This window comes from Mesorhizobium sp. M1428 (assembly GCF_040317515.1).
Taxonomy (GTDB): Bacteria; Pseudomonadota; Alphaproteobacteria; order Rhizobiales; family Rhizobiaceae; genus Mesorhizobium.
In genome coordinates this window covers 258637-279685 of sequence record NZ_JAMYKT010000002.1, presented here as the reverse complement: position 1 = coordinate 279685, position 21049 = coordinate 258637, and the positions used below count along the sequence as shown (strand labels likewise).

Annotated in this window: 16 protein-coding genes; 6 read left to right on the top strand and 10 right to left on the bottom strand. The window is 60.7% G+C overall.

Features of this window, described 5'->3' with window-relative positions:
- The 4 genes from NKG60_RS04615 (at position 1) to NKG60_RS04600 (ending at position 4231) form a co-directional block, all read left to right on the top strand.
- Positions 1–1137: a DegT/DnrJ/EryC1/StrS family aminotransferase gene (locus tag NKG60_RS04615; RefSeq protein ID WP_352490098.1), complete on the top strand. Its 1137-nt coding sequence runs from the start codon at positions 1–3 to the stop codon at positions 1135–1137.
- Positions 1134–1808: a sugar transferase gene (locus NKG60_RS04610; RefSeq protein ID WP_352489804.1), complete on the top strand. Its 675-nt coding sequence runs from the start codon at positions 1134–1136 to the stop codon at positions 1806–1808. Before NKG60_RS04615 ends, NKG60_RS04610 begins: the two co-directional genes overlap by 4 nt.
- A 74-nt stretch (positions 1809–1882) precedes the next feature.
- A complete protein-coding gene (locus tag NKG60_RS04605; protein ID WP_352662035.1) occupies positions 1883–2887 on the top strand; it encodes an SDR family NAD(P)-dependent oxidoreductase in 1005 nt (334 codons plus the stop codon).
- A gap of 81 nt (positions 2888–2968) precedes the next feature.
- Positions 2969–4231 carry a polysaccharide biosynthesis/export family protein gene (locus tag NKG60_RS04600; RefSeq protein WP_352662033.1) on the top strand — a complete coding sequence of 421 codons (1263 nt, stop codon included), beginning with the start codon at positions 2969–2971 and terminating at the stop codon, positions 4229–4231.
- 24 nt (positions 4232–4255) lie between these two features.
- On the opposite strand, the gene NKG60_RS04595 is transcribed toward NKG60_RS04600, so the two are convergent.
- Positions 4256–5554 (bottom strand): HlyD family type I secretion periplasmic adaptor subunit, encoded by a 1299-nt coding sequence (locus tag NKG60_RS04595; RefSeq protein WP_352974205.1) that lies wholly within the window; start codon positions 5552–5554, stop codon positions 4256–4258.
- A 232-nt stretch (positions 5555–5786) separates the two neighbouring features.
- Complete coding sequence (locus NKG60_RS04590; RefSeq protein WP_352662027.1) at positions 5787–7538, bottom strand: type I secretion system permease/ATPase; 1752 nt, start codon at positions 7536–7538, stop codon at positions 5787–5789.
- A gap of 404 nt (positions 7539–7942) precedes the next feature.
- Here NKG60_RS04590 and NKG60_RS04585 point away from each other — a divergent pair, with 404 nt between their 5' ends.
- A complete protein-coding gene (locus NKG60_RS04585) occupies positions 7943–8635 on the top strand; it encodes a N5-glutamine methyltransferase family protein (RefSeq protein WP_352662025.1) in 693 nt (230 codons plus the stop codon).
- A 101-nt stretch (positions 8636–8736) separates the two neighbouring features.
- Here NKG60_RS04585 and NKG60_RS04580 read toward each other — a convergent pair whose 3' ends face one another.
- The 8 genes from NKG60_RS04580 to NKG60_RS04545 all read right to left on the bottom strand — a co-directional run bounded on the left by NKG60_RS04580 (position 8737) and on the right by NKG60_RS04545 (position 18994).
- Positions 8737–9003, bottom strand: a complete 267-nt coding sequence (locus NKG60_RS04580) for an acyl carrier protein (RefSeq protein WP_023675628.1) — start codon at positions 9001–9003, stop codon at positions 8737–8739.
- Positions 9004–9059: 56 nt separating this feature from the next.
- Positions 9060–10616, bottom strand: a complete 1557-nt coding sequence (locus tag NKG60_RS04575) for a class I adenylate-forming enzyme family protein (RefSeq protein WP_352662022.1) — start codon at positions 10614–10616, stop codon at positions 9060–9062.
- Positions 10613–12628, bottom strand: a complete 2016-nt coding sequence (gene asnB, locus NKG60_RS04570) for an asparagine synthase (glutamine-hydrolyzing) (protein WP_352865981.1) — start codon at positions 12626–12628, stop codon at positions 10613–10615. The genes NKG60_RS04575 and asnB overlap by 4 nt, the downstream gene beginning before the upstream one ends.
- A gap of 3 nt (positions 12629–12631) precedes the next feature.
- Positions 12632–13615 carry an NAD(+) synthase gene (gene nadE / locus NKG60_RS04565; RefSeq protein ID WP_352662392.1) on the bottom strand — a complete coding sequence of 328 codons (984 nt, stop codon included), beginning with the start codon at positions 13613–13615 and terminating at the stop codon, positions 12632–12634.
- On the bottom strand, positions 13612–16350 hold the full coding sequence (locus tag NKG60_RS04560) for an AMP-binding protein (RefSeq protein ID WP_352662016.1): 2739 nt from the start codon (positions 16348–16350) through the stop codon (positions 13612–13614). Before NKG60_RS04560 ends, nadE begins: the two co-directional genes overlap by 4 nt.
- A 222-nt stretch (positions 16351–16572) precedes the next feature.
- Entirely contained in the window at positions 16573–16821 is a 249-nt protein-coding gene (locus NKG60_RS04555; protein WP_352662013.1) for a hypothetical protein, read from the bottom strand.
- Positions 16822–17195: 374 nt separating this feature from the next.
- The gene (locus NKG60_RS04550) at positions 17196–18095 is read right to left on the bottom strand and encodes a proline iminopeptidase-family hydrolase (protein ID WP_352662011.1); all 900 of its coding nucleotides are present in this window, start codon (positions 18093–18095) and stop codon (positions 17196–17198) included.
- 173 nt (positions 18096–18268) lie between these two features.
- Complete coding sequence (locus tag NKG60_RS04545; protein ID WP_352662008.1) at positions 18269–18994, bottom strand: LuxR family transcriptional regulator; 726 nt, start codon at positions 18992–18994, stop codon at positions 18269–18271.
- Between the two features lie 300 nt (positions 18995–19294).
- Here NKG60_RS04545 and NKG60_RS04540 point away from each other — a divergent pair, with 300 nt between their 5' ends.
- Positions 19295–20968 carry an ABC transporter substrate-binding protein gene (locus NKG60_RS04540; RefSeq protein WP_352865974.1) on the top strand — a complete coding sequence of 558 codons (1674 nt, stop codon included), beginning with the start codon at positions 19295–19297 and terminating at the stop codon, positions 20966–20968.
- Positions 20969–21049 lie beyond the last annotated feature (81 nt).

Genomic DNA, 21049 nt, shown 5'->3' with positions numbered 1-21049 from the left:
ATGCTCTTGGTCAGTGCCCCGATCTTGGGTGTGCCGGAGAAGACTGCTTTGACCAAGGTCATCGACAGCGGCTGGCTGACCATGGGGGAGCAGGTACGAGCCTTCGAACAAGCTTTTGCCGACGTTCATGATGCAGAGGATTGCGTCGCGGTCAGTTCTTGCACCGCGGCGCTTCATCTCATTTTGCACGCACTTGGCATCGGACCGGGCGATGAGGTGCTGGTGCCATCCTTGACGTTCGTGGCGACCGCAAATGCGGTCCTCTATGTCGGTGCGACGCCGGTCTTCGTCGATATCGAGTCAGCCGACGTGCCGCTGATGTCGATCGTGGAAGCCGAAGCGAAATGCACGGCCCGCACCAAGGCAGTCATTCTTGTCCATTTCGCCGGCTACCTCGCCGATCGGGAACACTGGCAGAAGTTCGCCCGTGCCCGGGGGCTGCATATCGTAGAGGACGCGGCGCATGCGCCGGGCTTGAAGGAGGTGGGGACATTTGGTGCCGCGGCCGCCTTCAGCTTCTACGGCAACAAGAACATGACCACGGCGGAAGGCGGGGCAGTGATTGCCAGGGATGCTGGTCTGCTCGAGACAATCCGCCAGGCGCGTGGGCATGGGATGACCACCGGGACGCGTCAAAGGCTGAACAGCCGCACCCCGCAGTATGATGTCACCATGCTCGGTTTCAATTATCGCATGGATGAACTGCGGGCTGCAATCGGACTGGTCCAGCTGCAAAATTTGCAGGAGTGGAATGAGATCAGGCGTATCCTGGTCATGCTGTATCGCCGTCTCATAGCGAAGCATTGCCCGGCCGTGACCATCCCGTTCCACGAGCCGCGGACGTCGGCCTACCACATCATGCCTATCCTTTTGCCACGTTACGCCGACAGGCAAGACGTCATCGACGCACTGCGCGCGCAAGGGATACAAACCACTATCCACTACCCGCCGGTGCACCAGATGACGCTCTATCGTGAGCTCATTCCCGGTACTCACTTACCGCGCACTGAAGATTTCGCGCAGCGCGAACTGACTGTACCGCTACATCCGCAGATCACCGCGCCATTGGTTGAATCGGTAGTCGTCGCTCTTGCCGCGGCGGTCAATAACTGCGCTCAGACAGGAACAGCCGCATGAATGCCCTGGACCTAGCCATTCACCGGTCTAACGTCTCGAGCGCCGCCCATGGGTCTGCGAGACGAGCAATCGATCTCGTCATTGCTGCGGCCGCGGCGATCGTCTTCGCCCCGCTGATGCTGCTGATTGCCGTGGCGCTGCTACTGGAAGGCGGTCGGCCCATCTTCTTCACTCAGACCCGCGTCGGGGCTGGTGCTCGCCCATTCCGCATGTACAAGTTCCGCAAGTTCAGCGTGCAATGCGACCCCGGTGGCTTGGCGCTGACCATGGCCGACGACAGCCGCATGACGCCGATAGGACGGTTCCTCGCCGTCACAAAATTCGACGAACTGCCACAGCTTTGGAACGTCTTCAGAGGCGAGATGGCAATCATCGGGCCACGCCCGGAGAGCCTTGCCTTCGCCGATTGTTTTCGCGGGGGCTTCGAGGGTATTTTACAATACAAGCCAGGCTTGCTGGGTCCTGCCCAGGTTCTCTTCCGGCACGAAGCCCGTTTTTATCCTCGGTCCGTGGATCCGCTACTGTTCTACCGCGAGGTTCTGTTTCCTGCCAAAGCCAGGCTCGACCTTTCCTATTATCCGCAGCGCACGATCGGCTCCGATGTCGTGTGGATGGTGCGCGGGCTGCTGGCGGTGCTTGGCGTCGTCTCGCCGCCGCCGATCGGACCTTGAGAGCAGGTGGGACATCCGCGCTCTCGTGGATTTGCAAAGTCAGTGCCTCACGTCATAGGGGGAACGCTTGGGTCATGGCATACAAGGGCAGGAAAGTTCTGGTTACGGGTGCCGATGGGTTCATCGGTTCTCATCTCACCGAAGCACTCGTCCGTAGCGGTGCCGACGTCACGGCGGTGGCTCTCTATAATTCCTTCGACAGCCACGGCTGGCTGGACGATTTGCCGGACACCATACGAAGCCAGCTGAATCTCATCCGCGGCGATGTTCGCGACAGCGCGTTCCTTAACCGGATCGTGCGTGGCCAGGCGGTCGTGTTTCATCTCGCCGCACTGATAGCTATCCCGTATTCGTATGCCGCTGCCCAGTCCTATGTGGAGACCAATATCCTGGGCACGGTCAACGTTCTCGAAGCGGCGCGCCAATGGGAGACGGAGCGTGTGGTGCACACTTCGACAAGCGAGGTCTACGGCACCGCGCTGACAATGCCTATCAGCGAATCCCACCCGTTGCAGGGACAGTCACCATATTCGGCATCCAAGATCGGCGCGGACATGATGGCAGAGTCCTACGCCAGATCGTTCGACATCCCCGTGGTCATCATGCGGCCCTTCAATACGTACGGCCCGCGCCAGAGTGAGCGGGCCATCGTACCGACCATTATACGCCAGGCCCTCGACAAAAAATGCCCGGCGATCATGGTGGGAGACACAAGCCCGATCCGCGATCTTACTTTCGTGGAGGACACCGCGGCGGCGTTTCTGACCGCAGGTTCTGCCGAGCTCGAATTTGGCCATGCCTACAATGCCGGAAGCCAGCGCGCTGTGACGATCTCGGACGTATTGGATCTGGTGATCGACTTGAGTGGCTGCAAGAAACCAATCCACCGGGACGAGCGCCGCCTGCGGCCGCAGAATTCCGAGGTGCGTGCCTTGCTGGCCGATTCTTCGCTCCTCGAAAGCAAGACTGGATGGCGTGCCCAGACCAGCCTGCGCGAAGGCTTGGAGCGGACCATCGGATGGTGGCAAGGGCGCCTCAGCGAAGGCCGGGTGCGACACGAAATGGGTTACATGACATGAGCTTTCGCCTGGGAGGATTAGCTCCGCTGTTGATCGCGGCTGCGGTATCGCCGGATTCGAGCCAGAAGGAGATTGTAGCCGATGGTCCGCGTTGATCGAATCCTTATTGTCGTGCTCGGCATGCTGGCTGCCATGGATACGGCCGCTGCAGCGGAAGCACGGGTCGCCTATCGACTTTCCGCCGGCGACGCCGTCGAGATTGGAATTGCCTCCATCCCGGAGCGAACGCAACGTGCGGTGGTTCAGATGGACGGCACGATCGCGCTTCCCGAAGTCGGTATGGTTTCGGTGGGCGGCTTAACTCCGGCTGAATTGCAAACGCGCATGCAGACGATCTTGCCGACCAAGATATTCCACCAGCGTCTGCCTGATGGGCGGGAGCAAATGATCGTCATCAAGCCGACAGACGTGACCGCCGTTGTTGCGGAGTACAGGCCGATCTATGTGACCGGCGACGTGCTCACTCCCGGACAGCAGGCCTACCGCCCGCTGATGACCGTGCGGCAGGCGATTGCCGTGTCAGGCGGTTTCAGCCTTTTGCGGTCCCGGGCAAACCAGGTTGGCCCAGATCCGGTGGATCTGCGGCGCGATTACGAGTCGCTTTGGGGGGAATATACGAGAGATTATTTTCATAGCGCCCGCATCCGCGCCGAACTTCAGAACAAACCGACTTTCGACATGCAGCCACCACAAGGATCGCCCTTGCCGGCAAGTTTTGCATCGGCGATCGCCCAGGCTGAAGCAGAAGGGCTGAAGCTCTCGTTGGACAACTTCCAGCAAGAGCAGAGCTTTCTGGATAAAAGCGGCAAGGATGCCGCCGCACAAACCGAGACCTTGCTCAAACGCGAGCAGGCCGAAGCGGATGGTGTGAAGGCGGACGAAGACGATCTGGCGCGCGTAAGGAAAGCGTTTGAGTCCGGAAATCTCACCAACAACCGGCTCGCAGACGTCCGGCGCGCTTTGGTTCTCTCTTCCAGCCGGGCACTCGAAACGTCGGTTGAACTTATGAGAGCACGACGTCAGCAGGACGATTTTGCCAGACAGCACGAACGCAATGACAACCAACGACGGATGGGTCTGCTGATCGAGTTGAAGGATACCAACGTGCGCCTTGCCGACGTCAGCGCAAGGCTTCGCGCCGCCAGCCAAAAGTTGCAGCCCACGGGAGCTGCCGCACTGCCGTTGCCGGTTGCCGGCGAGAAGATCCAGGCCGAGGTCACGATCATTCGCAAGGTCGGCGAAGAATGGCGAAAACAGCTTGCCCAAGAAGACACCGAGGTCATGCCGGGAGACACGATCGAGGTTAGGTTCAGCAGCGCTCTCGAAAATGCGGCGACCCGATAGATCGGGCCGCGTTTCGCAACCGCTTTACTGCCTGAAAGCTCTGGAAAACTGGTCGGTAAGGGGCTTCATCAAGTAGGACCAGACACTGCGCTCGTCGGTTCTTATGTGGACTTCGGCGGGCATGCCCGGTTTGAGTATTTTCTCTCCTGTCAGGCAGGTCGCTTCATTCTCGACGTCGATGCGCGCCGAAAAATAGGAAAGCTGGCGTTGCTGATCCTTGATCAGATCCGCTGACACGCGCTTGACCGAGCCTTCGCAAGCAGGTGTGGTGCCGGCGTCGAACGCCGGAAAGCGGATCGACACCTGCTGTCCGGGATGGATCTCATCAATACGCGCCGGAGGAATGGAAGCGTCGACGACAAGGTTGTCGGAATCGGGCACAATCATCATAAGCACCTCTCCGGCGCCAATCACGCCGCCGACGGTGTGGATCGAGGATTCTTGTACCGTGCCCGATTGCGGGGCACGAATGTCTGTCCTGCCGAGTTCGTCTTCGGCCACCACCTTGCGCTCACTGAGTTCGGTCTGCTTGGCTTCCGTTTCGCGAAGTTCGTTGGTCACGTCGCTCCGCATTTGTTCGTCGAGCTGAAGCACCTGCAGGTCCGTTTCACTGATGTGAGCTTGTACCTCCGCTATCGCTGCGACAAGGCGTCCCGATTCGCCGCGAGTCCGGGTCTTCTCCAGGCTGACATTGCTCAACCTCTCCTTGGACACCAACTTCTTTGCGTAGAGAGATTCGACATCTGCAAGGTTCTTGGTCAGCAGATCCAGAGACTCGTCCGTTGCAGACTGCTGCGATTTGAGGCCATCGATCTGACGTTCCAGCTGCTTCGCGCGGCTTTGCAATTGTGCCTTCTGGCCAGCCAACGCAGCAGCACGACTTTCAAACAAGGCACGCTCGCCACTGACAAGTGCCACCACTTGCGGGTCACCCATTTGAGCCCGAAGGTCGGGCGGGATCTGCATTTCCGGCAGACCCTGGCGCTCGGCCTCCAGTCGGGCCAGACGAATGGTGGCGCGATTGAGGTCCTCGGTGATTATCTGCAGGTTTGCTCGGGTCAATGTGTTGTCCAGCCTGACCAACACATCGCCGGCCTTCACATGATCGCCGTCCTGCGCGAAGATTCCGCCGATGGTGCCGCCGGTTTGATGCTGGACTTTTTTAATGTTGCTTTCGACCACCACGGTTGCGGGCGCAATCACCGCGCCGGCAATCTTGGTCAATCCCAACCAGAGCCCTCCGCCAAAGATCAACAGCAAGCTGGTTGCCAGGCCCAAGAGCAGATTGGCCCGGATGCCATCCGGATCTGGCTTCGTCTCCAACGAACGGCTCTCGCCACCGGCGGCGACGTATGACGACACGGTAACAGCAGAGCGATACTTCACATATGCCCGGCTGCATCTTTGTGCGGCGGAACGACAATGTGCTGCCAGGCTCCGGACCAGAGTACCCCAGGGTAGATTGGCTCGAATCCCATCCGGCTCCGGCTTGTTCCCGGTCGGCTGGCCTTCGTCGCCAACCGCAGCATATGACGACATGGTCACGTTAGACACCTCAAGCATGCCCGCTTGCACCGTGCTGCAGCGGAACGACAATGTTTGGCTTGTCCGGGCGCGGGAAGGGCCGGATCACATTTGCCAGAACGTCTTCGCGCGAGCCGAACGAATGGAGCATCCCGTTCGACAGGACGAGCACTTGGTCGATGTTGACGAGAGCGGAGGGGCGATGCGCAACGACGATCACGATACCGCCGCGCTGACGCACTGCCAGGATAGCGCCGGCCAAAGCAGCATCACCGTCTGCGTCCAGATTGGAATTTGGTTCGTCAAGGACGACGAGAAATGGATCGCCGTAAAGTGCCCTGGCAAGCCCGACGAGCTGCCTCTGCCCAGCCGAAAGGGCCGCGCCGCCTTCTCCGATGCGTGTTTGAAAACCCTGCGGAAGACGCATGATCATCTTGTCCACGCCCGCAGTCTTGGCAGCTGCCAGCACGCCTTTTGCGTCGCTTTTGCCGCCGAACCTCGAAATGTTGTCGGCGATCGTCCCGTCGAACAGCTCAACGTCCTGCGGCAGATAGCCAATATGGATGCCGAGCAGTTCTGAGTTCCACTGATCGAGCGAGGCGCCGTCCAATCTTACGGTGCCACGAAGCGGCTTCCATGCCCCGACCAAAGCGCGCACGAGCGTGGTCTTGCCGGAGCCGCTCGGGCCGACCACCGCCAACCCTGCGCCTCTCGCCAAGCGGAAGCTTACATTGAAGATGGTTGGCTTCTGCAGGCTTGGTGGCGCGACGGTCAATTCCTCGACCGCAAGCTCTGCCTTCGGGCGGGGCAGTTCCATTGGCTCTTGCTGGCTATCAAAAGCATCCAGCGCTGCCGCCAGCTCGGTATAGCTTTTGCGGGTTGCCAGAAACCCTCTCCAGTTTGCGATCGCCACATCGACCGGTGCCAGCGAGCGACCCAGCAATATGGACGATGCAATGATCACGCCAGGCGAGGCCTCGCCGCCGATCACAAGGTAGGCACCAAGCCCTAGCACACATGATTGCAGGGCCATTCGGAGCGTCTTCGACAGTGAGCTTGCTGCGCCGACGACGTCGGAGAGCCGTTCCTGGTTCTTCAGATAAAGATGACTGACCTCGTTCCAGCGCCGGCTAAGCGGGGCGGAAAGGCCCATCGCCTGAACAACCTCCGCGTTGCGGCGGCCGGAGTCGGCCAGAAGCCGCTGCGCTACGAGTGTCTCAGATGCACGAGCCGCAGGTTTGCGGCCGATGATCTCGGCAACCACCGTCAAAAACACAACGGCGCATGCGCCGAGCGTTGCCAGCACGCCAAGCGCGGGGTGCAGCAGATAGATGACCACCATATAAAATGGTATCCAGGGAGCGTCGAATAGGACTGTCGGTCCCAGCCCGGAAAGAAAGCCACGTAGCTGGTCCAGATCACGAAGCGGGTGTACCCGGTTCGCATCCGGCCCGGCGACGAGGGGCAGGGAAAGCGAGGCTGCGAACGCTTTTTGCTGCAGATTTCTATGCAGGCGGCTGCCGATGCGGACCAACAGGCGAAGCCTCACGAAATCGAGGAGCCCATAGGCCGCGTAAAGTCCAAGCATCCCGACTGTAAATCCGATAAGAGTCGGCACGCTCTGCGAAGGCAGCACGCGGTCATAGACCTGGAGCATGTAGACGGAGCCGGTCAAGGCGAGGATATTTATCAATGCGGAGAAAACGCCTACGCCGACGAGGCCGTGCACACAGCCGAACATTGCGGAGCGGAGATCGAGCGAGCGCCCTTTGGTCGACTTCATGATGTGCGCTCTTTGACGCGAAATTGCTGCGCAATCTCGTCGATTCTTTCGATGAGGGACAAACTTTAACCTTCCGGGAAGCAGCAGCCCCGCCCCGCTGCTGAACATTACGAATTGCTTACATACGTGCCTTCTTTGATTAAAATGTAGCAAAATCGTGACGCCAGGCTGAGAATTCGGCAACTGGCTCGCCAGGCTGGGGATAACCGGGTCGGGTAAGGAGATATTCCTAATCATGACACCCAGCAGAAGCTTATGATCATCTTCATAGCATCAAGGCTTCAAAGCGTCTGGCGACGGATGGGTTTTGATTTTGTCGATCGAGAGTTAAACGGTTTTGAGATACACTTCATCGGTACGCAATTGTCGGCCACCAACGCCGGCCAAAACGGGAGGCGAGTGTCGTGAGCGAAGAGATCAATGTCGCCGATGCCTACGGCAAGGGCCGCAGCACCTTCATGGGATTGCAGTTGCTGGTCTCGCCCGGTGCGCTTGTTCCTCGGCCGGAAACGGAACTGCTCGGCAAGGCCGCTCTCGATGTCCTGAGCCAACTGAGCCTGCCGGTGCCTCGCGTTGTCGACATGTGCTGCGGGGCGGGCAATCTGGCGTGCGCCATTGCGCACCACGCTCCCACCGCGCGCGTGTGGGCAAGCGATCTTACCGACGGATGCGTGGAGGTCGCGCGCCGCAACGTCACCCATCTTGAAATGGAGGACCGGGTAACGGTTCTTCAGGGCGACTTGTTCAGCGCCTTCTCCGGCTTGGAGCTCGACGGTACGATCGACGTGATTGTTTGCAACCCGCCCTACATTTCGGAAAAACGGCTCGAGGGCGACCGTTCACATCTGGTCGAGCTCGAGCCGCGTGAAGCATTCGCAGCCGGCCCCTACGGCCTGAGCATCCACATGCGGGTGCTCAAGGAGGCGCCGCGTTATTTGCGGCGCGGGGGCATCCTGCTTTTCGAGGTGGGGCTTGGCCAGGACCGGCAGGTCATGAGTTTGCTCGAGCGTTCCAAGGCTTATGAGAGTATCCGGGCAGTCACCAACCAGGCCGGTGAGGGCAGGGTGGTTGTGGGACATACGAAGGCGCAGGCGTAAGCATCGCAGCCGTGGCAGGCCCAGACGCGCTGTCGCGGCTAGAAACGGCCGGGAACTTGAAACAGAGTTGCGCGAGATTTCGGTAATCAGTTTCGCTCGCGTCAGTTTCTCTTGCGCATGACGTATTGCGCAATTCCCTCGATGGAATCGAGATTCTCCGGCAGCAGCTCGCTGTCTTCGACCGTGATGCCGAAGGTCTCCTCGATGAAGCCGATAACCTCGAGCACACCCGTCGAGTCCACGATGCCCTGGTCGAGGAGCGAGGTGTCGCTCTCCAGGCTCTCGGGATCGGCTATATAGAAATTCGAAGCCAGGAAAGCGCGAATTTGTTCGCTGCAGGTATCGGTTCTATCCTTGGTAGATAACATTGATTTCGCCTCCGGTACAAAAAATGAATGCTGATCAACTTCGCCCTGGTACCGACTCATGACAGGGCCGTTTTTTTGAGCTTACCCGTGTCGGTCATCGGCAGACTGGGTACGATGACGATGGACTTCGGAACCATGAAGTTTTCCAGCCGTCTCTGGCACTCTTTCTGCAACTGCTTTTCACCGATCATGCTTCCTTGCTCCATCACGACAAATGCCTTCACTGCTTGCCCGAGCAGCTCGTCCGGAACGCCGATGACCGCGGCTTCCCGTACGCCCGCAATGTTCATCAACACGTTTTCCACCTCCTTCGGCGCTATCTTCTCTCCGCGCGATTTTATGATCTCGTCGCCGCGACCGACAAAGTAGAGGTAGCCCTCGGCGTCCATCCGGCAGTAGTCGCCGGTGTATAGGACCTGCTCACCCGGCAGCGGGCCGGGCTTGAGCTTCCTGGCTGTCGCCTCCGGCTTGCCCCAATAGCCCTTCATCACCGTCGCTCCGCGGATGACGAGCTGACCAACGATGCCGGGGCCTACCCGCCTGTCATGCTCGTCGACAATCCACATTTCCGTATTGGGGATAGCGATCCCGACGCTCGACGGCTTCCGCTCCAGATCCTCCGGCGGCAGGTAGGTGCAGCGCTTGCATTCGGTAAGGCCGTACATCGAATAGATGCGGGCGCCAGAAAACAGCTCCTGCAGCAGGAGAATGTGCTTGAGCGGCAGGGCGGCCGCAGTGTTCGTGACGTAGCGAATACTCGAAAAATCCTGATCCCTGAGAGACCTGAGCTCCCCGAGTGCGGCGAAGATGGTCGGTACGCCGGGAAAACCCGTCACCCTTTCTTGCTTGATCAGCCCAAGGATCTGCGCCGGGAAGGCGAACGAGCGCTCAAGCACCAGCCGGGCGCCCGCGCCGAATGCCATGATCATCTGGTAAAGACCGTAGTCGAAGGCGAGCGGCAGGACATTGAGGATCACCTCGTCTTCGGCAAGCGCCAGGTATGAGGAAATCGAGGCGCATGCGGCAATCATGTTTCGGTGCGTCAGCATCACGCCCTTGGGCTCGCCCGTCGAGCCGGACGTATAAATGATCGCAGCGAGATCGATGTCGATGCAACGGCGCGCGGGCGGCGTGCTGCGGGCTGCCGCGACCGCGGCGTCCCAGCGCACAGCATGCGGCAGTTCTTGCAGATCGCTGCGTTCGATCGGCCCGGAGACGATCATGCGGCGCAACGATGGGCAATTCCGCGCCGGCTCCCTGAAAATCGAGTGCAGGTGTTTGTCGGTGATCAATGCCGTCGGGCGGCAATCGTTGAGCAGATAATCAAGCTTGTCGCTTTTGGTGAGCGGATTGACGATGCACACCACGGCGTTGGCCTTGAGCACCGCCCAGAACGCAACGACGGCCTCGACAGTGTTGTCGGCGAAGACCACCACGCGATCGCCACGCGCAATTCCGGCATCGGTCAAATGGTGCGCTATGGCGTTCGAACGCATATCGAGATCGCCATAAGTGACACGTTGATTGCCGCACACCAGGGCCACCTTGCCGCCGAGCCGGCTGGCAGAGTGGGTGAGATAGTCGTTTAGGAGCGGTACGGCGCCATGCATCATGCGAGCACCTCTTCGCGATGCACGCGGTCGATATCGATGCTGAGCTTGAGCGTGCGGGCCCCACTTGGACGGCTCGCGATAAATTGCCGATGGAGAAGCTGCGTCGACAGCACCCCGACCAGCGCCATATTGTCGGAGTTGGACAGGTCGCCGCCGCCGGCGCTGGCCTGGCACTTGCTCAGGAGCCGGGTAACCGACTTGGGATCGAAGACGTTCGCTTCGCGCAGCGCCGCCTCCGAAAGTGCTTCGCGAATGTAGGCCGGAGCGCCATCTGCGACGAAGCAAAGCGCGTTGGGAGCCCGGTAAGGCTGCTTCTTGCGGGTGACGATTTCCGACGGCACGATCGGTTGCGCGACGCGCTTCAGCACATGCTTTTCATCGAGCACACGCAGCTTGTAGGCGGCCGGAAGCGAATTCGCGAGTCTCACGAGTTCATGATCGAGGAATGGGAAGCGCCCCTCGACGGAATGAGCCATCAGCATCCTGTCCCCCTGTGAGGAAAGCAGGTATCCCGACATCAGCGTCTGAATCTCTATGTACTGGTCCTGCGCAAGAGAGCCCCATCGCGAAAACTCCGCCGGCAGACGGGCAAGCAGCTCGGACACGGCATTGCGGCGCTCCGTTTGGGCGCGCATGTCTGCCGAAAACAGCCGCTTGATGGCGCTTGTGGTACGCCAGCGCGTGCCATGCGCAAAACCAGGCGCGTCAGAGGCGTGGATATCGCGCCCGAAGAACTGGCGTGCCATCGCCTGCTGCTGCACCGGCGAGCGGCTGAGATAGGGATAGAGGCGCTCCAGCAGCCGTGAGCGTCGCGTCGAGGCGGGCTGGCGTCCCCAGAAGCGGCGGACCTTGCCCTCGCGGAACAAATCGTAGCCGGCGAACATTTCGTCGGCCCCTTCGCCGGTCAGCACGACCTTGATGCCATGCTGGCGCACCAGTCTCGAGAGCAGGAACAGCGGCGCCGGTGCGGTCCTGAGGATTGGCCGCTCGGCGTGGTAGATCACCTCAGGGAAGATGCCAGCGATATCGCTGCGCGAAACAACCACCTCATGATGGTCACTGCCGGCCACGCCGGCAACCAGGCGCTGGAAATGCGTCTCATCATACTCGGCGTCGGCAAAACGCAGCGAGAAAGTCTGGAAGCGCTCGCCCGCGAAGCGTCTCCCCAGCGTGGCGACCAGCGAGCTGTCGAGCCCGCCGGACAAATAGCAGCCGACTGGCACGTCGGCGCGTACTATCCTGAGCGCCGTCGCGGCTTCCAGGGCGCTGCGCACTTCCTCCACCGCGTCATCAAGCGAGCCGGTGAATTCATCGGGTCCGTCAACCTCTGGATAGTCAGGCTTCCAAAAAGCCCGCTCCCGGACGACGCCGCTTTCATAAATACGAATGCGCCCCGGCGTAAGTTCGCTTACTCCTCCAAACACGCCCTGTGGCGGCGTGACAGTCCAAAGTGTGAAAGTCTGATCGATGCCGGCTGGATCGAAGGCGCGAGGTATGTCCGCATCGGCCGCGAAAATGGCCTTCACCTCGCTGGCGAAGTAAAGCCGTCCGCCATGCTCGCAAAAGTGCAGCGGGCAGATGCCGAACCGATCCCGCGACAAGACGAGACGACCTGCCACGGAGTCCCAGATGGCGACTGCCCACTGCCCATTCATCCGCTCGAAGGCGGCCTCGCCCCAAGCATGATAGGCATGGACGATGACCTCGGTGTCGCTGCGTGTGCGGAAGCGATAACCGAGCGCGACCAGGTCTTGTCGCAGCTCGACGTAATTGAAGATTTCGCCGTTGAAGACGATCCACATTGTGTCGCCCGCGCCGGCGAGTGGCTGCTGGCCGCTTGCGAGATCGATGACGGACAGGCGGGCATGCGCCAATCCCGCACGTCTGTCCCGGTAAAGGCCGCGCTCGTCCGGGCCGCGATGCGCCAGCGCGCCCGCCATGCGTATCAGCGCATCCCTGGAAGGGGGCGCCGCTGCGGCGCTCAGCGACACAATTCCGGCGATGCCGCACATCGCCTAGCCCTCGCCCATTGAAGAGGACACCAAGGGCCGCGCGTGAAGATAACGTGCGGCGCGCCGCTTGCTGTCGATATCCTTGAAAACCTTCTGGACCTGCATCACGGTGAGGCCGGTTGCCTCAGCGACGTCTTCGTCGGCGATCCCATGGTTCAAGCCGTAGAGGCACAAATCCATCAGATAATAAGGAAGCGCGAAGTAGAACTCCTCCTGACTCTGCGCCATCGAGAAGGTGTCCGTGGTGGGCGGTCTGCGCCGGACCTCGTCCTCCACCCCAAGATATTCGGCCAACTGATAGACCTGGGTCTTGTAGAGGTGGACGATTGGCATCAGATCGGCAATTCCGTCGCCCTGTTTGACAAAGAAGCCCTGGTCGTACTCCAGGCGGTTCGGCGTGCCCGCTACCGCGTAGTTGAGGCGGTCGGCATGGTAGTATTCGGTCATCTTGCGCAGGCGCTGCTTGTAGTTGGTTGCAGCGACGATCTGCAGATAGGCTGCCGACGGCAGACGCACCGTGGCGGTCCTGCCCTCGGGGTCCTGGACCGTGAGGCGCGTGATGTTGAGACCGTTGCTCTCGAGAACCGAAGCGAGCACCAGCTTGCATTTCCAGCCGTCCCCATATTCGGGAACGACGGTCTGGATTGCTTCGGTCTGCCGTCTATAGGCGCCGATCGCTTCCAGGGCCGGCGCTATATCCTCCAGGATCGTTTCGATACCAAGCTGTGCGGCGACAATGCGGCCGAGCCTCAGTGAGTCGCCGGAGGAATGGCGCTCCGGCATGAATATCCCGAGGACCTTGCCTTTCCCAAAGGCGCGAACACACAACGCCGCGACGACGGAGCTGTCGATGCCGCCTGAGAGGCCGACAACCACCCCTCGACGTCGCAGCGTGCCGAAGACCTGCTGGCGCAAGATCTGGACGATGCGATCGACTTCCGCGCCAGCGTCGAGCACCAGCGCGTCTTTGCCGAATGTTGAGATCAGGTCGATGGCTTGTACTCCAGTTTGCGAGACTCGATTGGCGAATAGGTTTTCGCCACCGCTTTCTCGATAAGGGGACGATTGGTGGCGACGTGAGGCTCTACAACCAGATCGATGTGGCTGCCGACGATCGGAATCACGTCCAGATGGGCGAAGACGCTATCCCAGCCGATTGCCAGAGGCATTCCGGGTCGAGCACAGCGGAACAGGGTGCCGGTGATCGGCAGAGCCGGCTTTGGCTCGGCCACCCACTGGAAGAAGGCTTGCGCGCGCAAAACCTCTTGCAATTCCAGTTTGGTTCTAAAGCTCGTCGCGTTGAACTGTCCTTGAGCGAAGCGGTCGAGAAGCTGGACCAGTTGCGCCTCTCGCCGCATTTTCACGGCGACTTTCGCAAGGGCGCGGCAAGTCATCCGGTAAGCGGACACGCGGTTGGTTCGGATTCGATTGAATGTGCGCGTAAACGTCTCCCAGCGGGCGCTTCGCTCACCGACGAGGCTGGTGTCGAGGATGCCGAGGAACTTTACGGTTCGCCCCGCTGCCAGCAGCCGCGCCGCAACTTCGAAGGCAACAGCGCCGCCGAGCGAATGGCCGAGAAGTCGTACATGGCCCGAGGGTTGGGCGCGGCGGATCTGGTCGACGGCGGCGTCGGCCATATCGGCGAGGCTGTCTTTTCCGCGCAGTATCATAGCCAGGGCCGGATACCTGATCGGGGCAACGCGGGTCACCTTGCCCATCGCTGCTGCAAAGGCAGCAAGGCTCGGGCCATAGCCGACGGACCCCGGGAACAGAAAAAGAATGGGAGGGTCGTGCTTCTGGGCGCGCTCGCTTTGATCGCCTGCCTGGGCGGACACGACCGCCTTGACCATTTCCTCCAGGCTCATCCCGACGGTGAACGCCTCAAGGCCGAGTTCCTGCCCGATGGCGCTTTCGATTTCCATGACGCAGTGCAGCAGCTTCAGCGAATCTCCTCCGGCGTCATCCCAGCGTCCTGCCGCCACGCGCGTATTGAGAATGCTGGTCCATGCCCGCTGGACGACCTGCTGCGCGGTCAGCTTGCCTCGCGGCTCGAGCGGACGCGCGGTCGCCGCTGTCTCTCTGGCTGAAAGATCCATCTCTGCAAGTGTCGTGATGTCGACTTTGCCGCTCGGCAGACGCGGAATCTCGGCGATCGTGTGCAACCGCAAGGGACGCAGCGGCGGCGGCAGATTGGTCCTGACAAGCTGGCGAAGCTCGTCCGAAAAGGTCGCTTCGGCCGAGCGCCGAGGAACAGCAAAGGCGACAAGCTCATTCGCGGCCGTCACGATTGCCACGGCATCCGCGACAGAGGGTGCACAACGCAGCACCCGTTCGAGTTCGGCTGGCTCGACGCGTCGACCGTTGATTTTTACCTGGCGCCCCTTGCGACCGACGATGTGCAGTAGGCCTTGATCATCAAGTCGAACGAGGTCACCTGTCGCGAAAATCCGAAGGCCTGGATCGTCCGGGTCTGATGTTGCCGGTACAACCGCCCCGTCCTCCCAATGGCCAAGCAAGACATACGGACTCCTGATCAGAAGCTCTCCGCTGCGGCCCGGTTGAACGCGGCGACCCGCTTCGTCGACAATTGCGAAGGTGATTCCAGGCAGCAGTCCGCCAACTGGAACCGAATCTCCATGCTCCGGCCAGTCTCGCGGCAGGAACCATTGCGAGCCGGTGGTCTCGGTTGACGAGTAACCGATCTGGATAAGGCACGTATCGGAGACGGCCTTGCGCAGCAGGGCGATGTCGGTCCAGGGCACTTTCTCGCCACCGATCCGGGCGACTCTGAGTGAATGGAACGCTTCTGCAGGTCCGTCTGCCATAAGCGCGCGAAGCAGTGCCGGCACCAGATAGGTGATTGTCACGTTTTCGGATCGCACCAGGCGTTGAACGGCGCGCAAGCCGACCGCTTCGACTTCGACCAGATGCAAGGTGGCGCCGGTGAGAAGAGCTGCAAGAATCTCCCGGCACCCGGCGATTGTGGCGGGTCCCGTCAATGGCAGGAAAACATCATCCGAGTTGATGTGGCATGCATCGACGTATTGCTGGACCCGGCACAGCAAGCTGCGCTGGCTGTTAACGATGCCTTTGGGCCGGCCCGTACTCCCTGACGTATAAAGCACGATGGCGGGCGCATCGACCGGGACGGAATAAGACCGAGGCACTTGCCCAGCCGGCGAGGCGGCACTGGTCGACACATCGATCCAACTGACCCGGTGAGGCAAACCATCGGGTCGGACATTGCCCTCGCCCAGGACAGCTGAGAGCCGCGCTCCGGCCACGATTTCAAGGATCCGCGAGCTAGGATCTCGCGCGTTGAGTGGCACCGAAGGCCGCCCAGCCGTCATGCTTGCCAGCATGGCAATGGGATACCAGGCCGAGTTGGCCTGAAGAATCCCTATCGCCTGTCCGTCTGGGACGGTCGCCGCGATCTGGTGGGACAGCGCCTCGACTGACCGGAGGAGCTGGGAATAGGTCAGACGATTGGCGCCGTCGCTGATTGCAAGCTTGTCGGGGTACTGGCGGACGACATTTCTCAGGTGATCGAAGGCCGCAATGTTGGTAAAATCGACGCCCAATCGTTGAAATGGGCGCAGTACGGGACCACCCTGATCCAGTGCGTATTGTGCGACACTTGACCAATTATCGGAGGTCGTTGTCTGACAATCCACCGCTAGATCCTGATCCGCGACTTGTGATCCCAAATATGCCGAAGACATGAGTTGCCTACGCTAAGATTAGGGTCACTTATCGCCCCCCGCCCCAATCTTTTCATCGATCATTCTGATGATGCCCTGATCTTCCCTCAAGCAAGCCGCCGGCGGAGCCAATCATGCCAGGCTCGCTGGCTGTGTGGTGCGCATGACACGGACACATGCCAAGGCGGGATCGAAGACCAAGGTGGGGTCGAAGACGGAATTGCCGCTATTCGGGCATATTGCCTATTCGGTGGTTCTCCCGGGCGATACCGGCGATACTTCGGTGTCGGAATAGCTGCCGGGGACGAAACAATATGCATAGATCTGTCCCCGATTTTCGTCGGTCACGCGGATCCAATCCTTTTCCCACGTTCGGAAGGTAATACGCCCGCCCGTCATCATCGCTGCGGCTCTGAACGGACTCGGCGCGTTGACAACGCGCACCGAGATAACATCGTCACCGTCCATGCGCTCGACGAGATACGTCTGCATGAAAGCCTCCCCATGCCCCGCTAGATCACCCGTACTTTAACGCCGGCTAATGAATTCGGTTGCAACTGCTTAGCGAAACTTTGGGTCCGATACTTTCCGTACCCACCGGCAACAGGGTCCCCTCCCACGCCGTGTCCGTCAGGTTTTCAGCGACGGGATGCCAGTTCAGGGGAAGGCAAGCTGATTCCGGCATGCCGGTGACATGCCAATCTGCGTCGCAACGTTAGGCCTCCGCGTGGCGTCGCGATCACGGAGCATCACAATGCGCCGGCGGAGGCATGGGACAGCGGGCTGCTCGAGGTTTCTGAACCTGCCTTCACGACGACTGCGCCGTGTCGACGATCCGTTGGAACAGAAGGCCGGGTGCTGGAACGTCAATCGTGTTTGGCCAGAAAGCGTCCGACGGCGGTGAGGCAGTCGTGCTTTTCCTCCACATGCGGCATGTGGCTGGAATTCGGGAAGACCAGGCCTTCAACGTGCGGAATATGATCCAGAAAGGGCTGGACGCAGGCTTCGGTCGCTTCGTCGTAGAAGCCGCGGAAAACCAGGGTCGGCGCCTCGATCCGATACAGGCGGTCAACGATGGTCCAGTCCCGCATCGTGCCGATGACGTGGAACTCATTGGGACCATTCATGGTGTGATAGACGGTCGGATCTTCCTCGATTGCCGCAAATGTCCGGGCGACCTCTGGCGGCATCGGAACGACGCGACAGACATGACGGTCGTAGAAAGCCTTCGTCGCCGCAACATATTCGGGGTGATCGGTGGTTCCCGCCGCTTCGTGCCGGTCGAGCGCACTTTGCGCATCGGCTGGCAACTCGGCGCGCAATTGCCGGGCTCCTTCCACCCACAGCGCCATCGAGGCCAGCGAATTGGCCAGGATCAATGCCTTGAGCCCCTCAGGGCGGCGCACGGCGTGCTCGGCCGAGAGTATGCCGCCCCAGGACTGGCCGAGCAGGGCATAATGGCCGGCAATGCCGATATGGGCGAGCAACGCATCGAGTTCGCCCAGGAAGAAATCGACGGTCCAGAAGTCACCGCCCTTGTCCGGCAGATGGGTCGATTTGCCGTTGCCGATCTGATCGTAGTGGATGACGGCTCGCCCGGTTCCGGCAAGCTCCTTGAATGAGTCCACATAGTCGTGGGTGCAGCCCGGTCCACCATGAGCGACGACCAGGGGCAGCTTGCCCGACCCGAGGTCCCCGGTCACACGGTACCAGGTGCGATAGCCCTTGTAGTCGCTAAATCCTTCGGTGATCGCATGTGCCGTCACAGTCCAAGCTCCGCATCATGGCGCGGCAGGAGCCACTTTGGTGCACCCCTCCCAAGCCTTGTTTGCGGCCGACGGTACTAAGCGGCCCGGCGCATTTACAGCTAGCACTATTTATAGGTTGGCCGGTTATGGGTTTGCCCGAGCCAAGGCCGATCGCCCGCAGGTCGCGAGCCTCAATGCTCCGGTTCGAGCAGCCGGTAATGGGCGGCGAGCGCGATGGCATGGAAGCGGTTGCGCGCACCAAGCTTTCGCGTCGCCGCGTTGAGGTGCAGCGTTGCGGTAGGTACCGCACGGCCAATCTCACGCGCGACCTGCTTGGCCGTCAGTCCGGCAGCGGCCAGGCGCAGGCACTGGCGTTCGCGCGACGTCAGATGGACATGTTGGCAGGTGCGGATCCCGGCGTCGAAACCGGCGTAGACGGAGTCATGCAGCAGATGACCCAGATCGCCGATCTCGGCGATGAAGGGTCTGGCTTCGAGCTCGAATCCGGCCTCCGGCTCGGCACGGATCGCGGTGAAGGTGGCGAGATCGCCGCCGGCAAGGCGAATGGGTACGGTGACGCCGCAGGTCATCCTGGTGTCAAGCAAATAGCTGACCACAGGATCGTGCTTGGACTGGAGCACGCGCTGCATGACGGTGCTCTGAACGCCGTTGTGCGACCAGAGAAACGGTCTCGATACGGTGAGCGCGGCCTCCTGCACCGGATCAAGCTGATAATATCCGCCCTTGCACCAGAGATCCTGCATGTCGCGCGGCACGTTGCGCAGAGCCATCAGCGAGGGCGTGATAAGGTCGCCCTTGTGACTGACCGGCACGGGCGTATAGTCGTAGATGAATGCGGTGAAACCGATCGGCTCCAGCACCTCCGTTGCCACCGCCATGGCAGCGTCGATGCTCATTCCAGTTCGGAACCGGCTCTCTAGATCGCCTGGAAGGCTTTGCATCCGGCAAGCTTACCCGCTGATGATTGCTTGTCAAATAGCCATGTCGGCCGGCTGCTCAACAAATAGGCGGGATAAGCCTGTCCGACCCTATCTATCTTAATAGCTATCCCGTCCGGCTTCGCTCGCCGTAGTCTTTTGCGATTGGGCCAAGTAGCGGACGCCGTTCGCAACCCCAGCACTGTTTTTAGCCGCGCGATGGTCGAGCGACCGGGCTCAGCGCGGCAAAAGCCGACACGCCTCCATGAGGGAACAAATATGAGACTCCAAAAAGCATTTACAGCGTTGATACCCGGGCTGGCTCTGCTCGGCGTGACGATGATGTCGCCGGCAAGCAGTGCCTTGGCCGCCGAGGGCAAGCCAGGCGGCACGCTCCGATTGCTGGCCAATGCCGCCGCAGGCACCGCCGATCCGCACATCAATTACACGCTGCAGTATTTCCAGATCAATTATGTCCTCTACGATGGCCTGGTGACCTACAAAAAGGCCGGGGACAAGACCGGCTTCGAGGTCGTCGCGGATCTGGCGGAAAGCCTCCCGCAGGTCGAGAACGGCGGCAAGACCTATGTCTTCAAGCTGCGCAAGGGCATCAAATTCGCGGATGGCTCGGACGTCACCACGAAAGATGTGGTCGCTTCGTTCCAGCGCATCTTCAAGATCAGCGGGCCGACGGCCGGGACCTTCTACAAGGGCATCGTCGGCGCGGATGCGTGCTTGAAGGCGCCGGCTGCATGCACCCTCGACGGCGGCCTGTCGGTTGACGATGCGGCCGGAACCATTACCTTCAACCTGGTCCAGCCAGACGCCGAGTTCCTGCAGAAGCTGGCCGTTCCACATGCGTCGATCCTGCCGGCGAGCGCGCCGCTCAAGGACGCCGGCACCGATCCGATCCCGGGTACCGGACCCTACATGATCGCCAGCTACGACCCCAACAAGCTGATGAAGATTGTGCGCAATCCTCACTTCAAGGAATGGAGCAAGGAAGCGCAGCCGTCCGGATATCCGGACGAGATCGACTATGAATTCGGCCTGACCGACGAGGCGGCGGTGACGGCGGTCGAGAATGGGCAGGCGGACTGGATGTTCGATCCGCCGCCGTCCGACCGACTCGCCGAACTCGGCACCAAATATGCCAAGCAGGTCACGGTTCACCCGCTGACGGCGATGTGGTATGCGCCGATGAACACCAATCTGGCGCCGTTCAACGACATCCGCGTTCGCCAGGCGGTGAACTTCGCGATCGACCGCGCCGCGATCGTCAAGCTGTTCGGCGGCAGCAATCTGGCGCAGCCGGCCTGTCAGATCCTGCCGCCGGGCTTCCCGTCATTCGCAGCCTATTGCCCGTTCACCACCAATCCAGGTGAGAAGTGGTCCGCGCCGGATATGGACAAGGCCAAGCAATTGGTCGCTGAATCGGGAACCGCAGGTCAGGAGGTGACGATCATCACCGAGGACACCACGGTCGCGAAGGCGATCGGCGTCTACCTGCAGGATGTGCTCAACCAGCTTGGCTACAAGACGTCGGTCAAGCCGATCTCGCAGAACATACAGTTCACCTACATCCAGAACACCAACAACAAGGTGCAGATTTCGATCTCGCAATGGTTCCAGGATTACCCGGCGCCATCGAATTTCCTGCAGGTCTTGTTCAGCTGTGCCTCGTTTACGCCGGGCTCCGACGCCTCGGTCAATATTTCGGGATTCTGCGACAAGTCGATCGACGCATCGATGGACGAGGCAGAGGCAGCCACCATCGCCGATCCGGCCAAGGGCGCGACACTCTGGACCGCCATCGACAAGGCCGTGACGGACAAGGCTCCGGTCGCTGTCCTGTTCACGCCAAAGCGCGTCGATGTGATCTCTTCCAGACTGAAGAACTTCACCTTCAGCCCGCAATTCTACTGGATCGTCAGCCAGTCCTGGGTGGAATAGCCAACCGGAGCCAATGCGACGGAGTGCCGCTGGCTCTCCGTCGCATTTCCTTTTCCGGCGGATCAGCGCATCTTCCAGGCC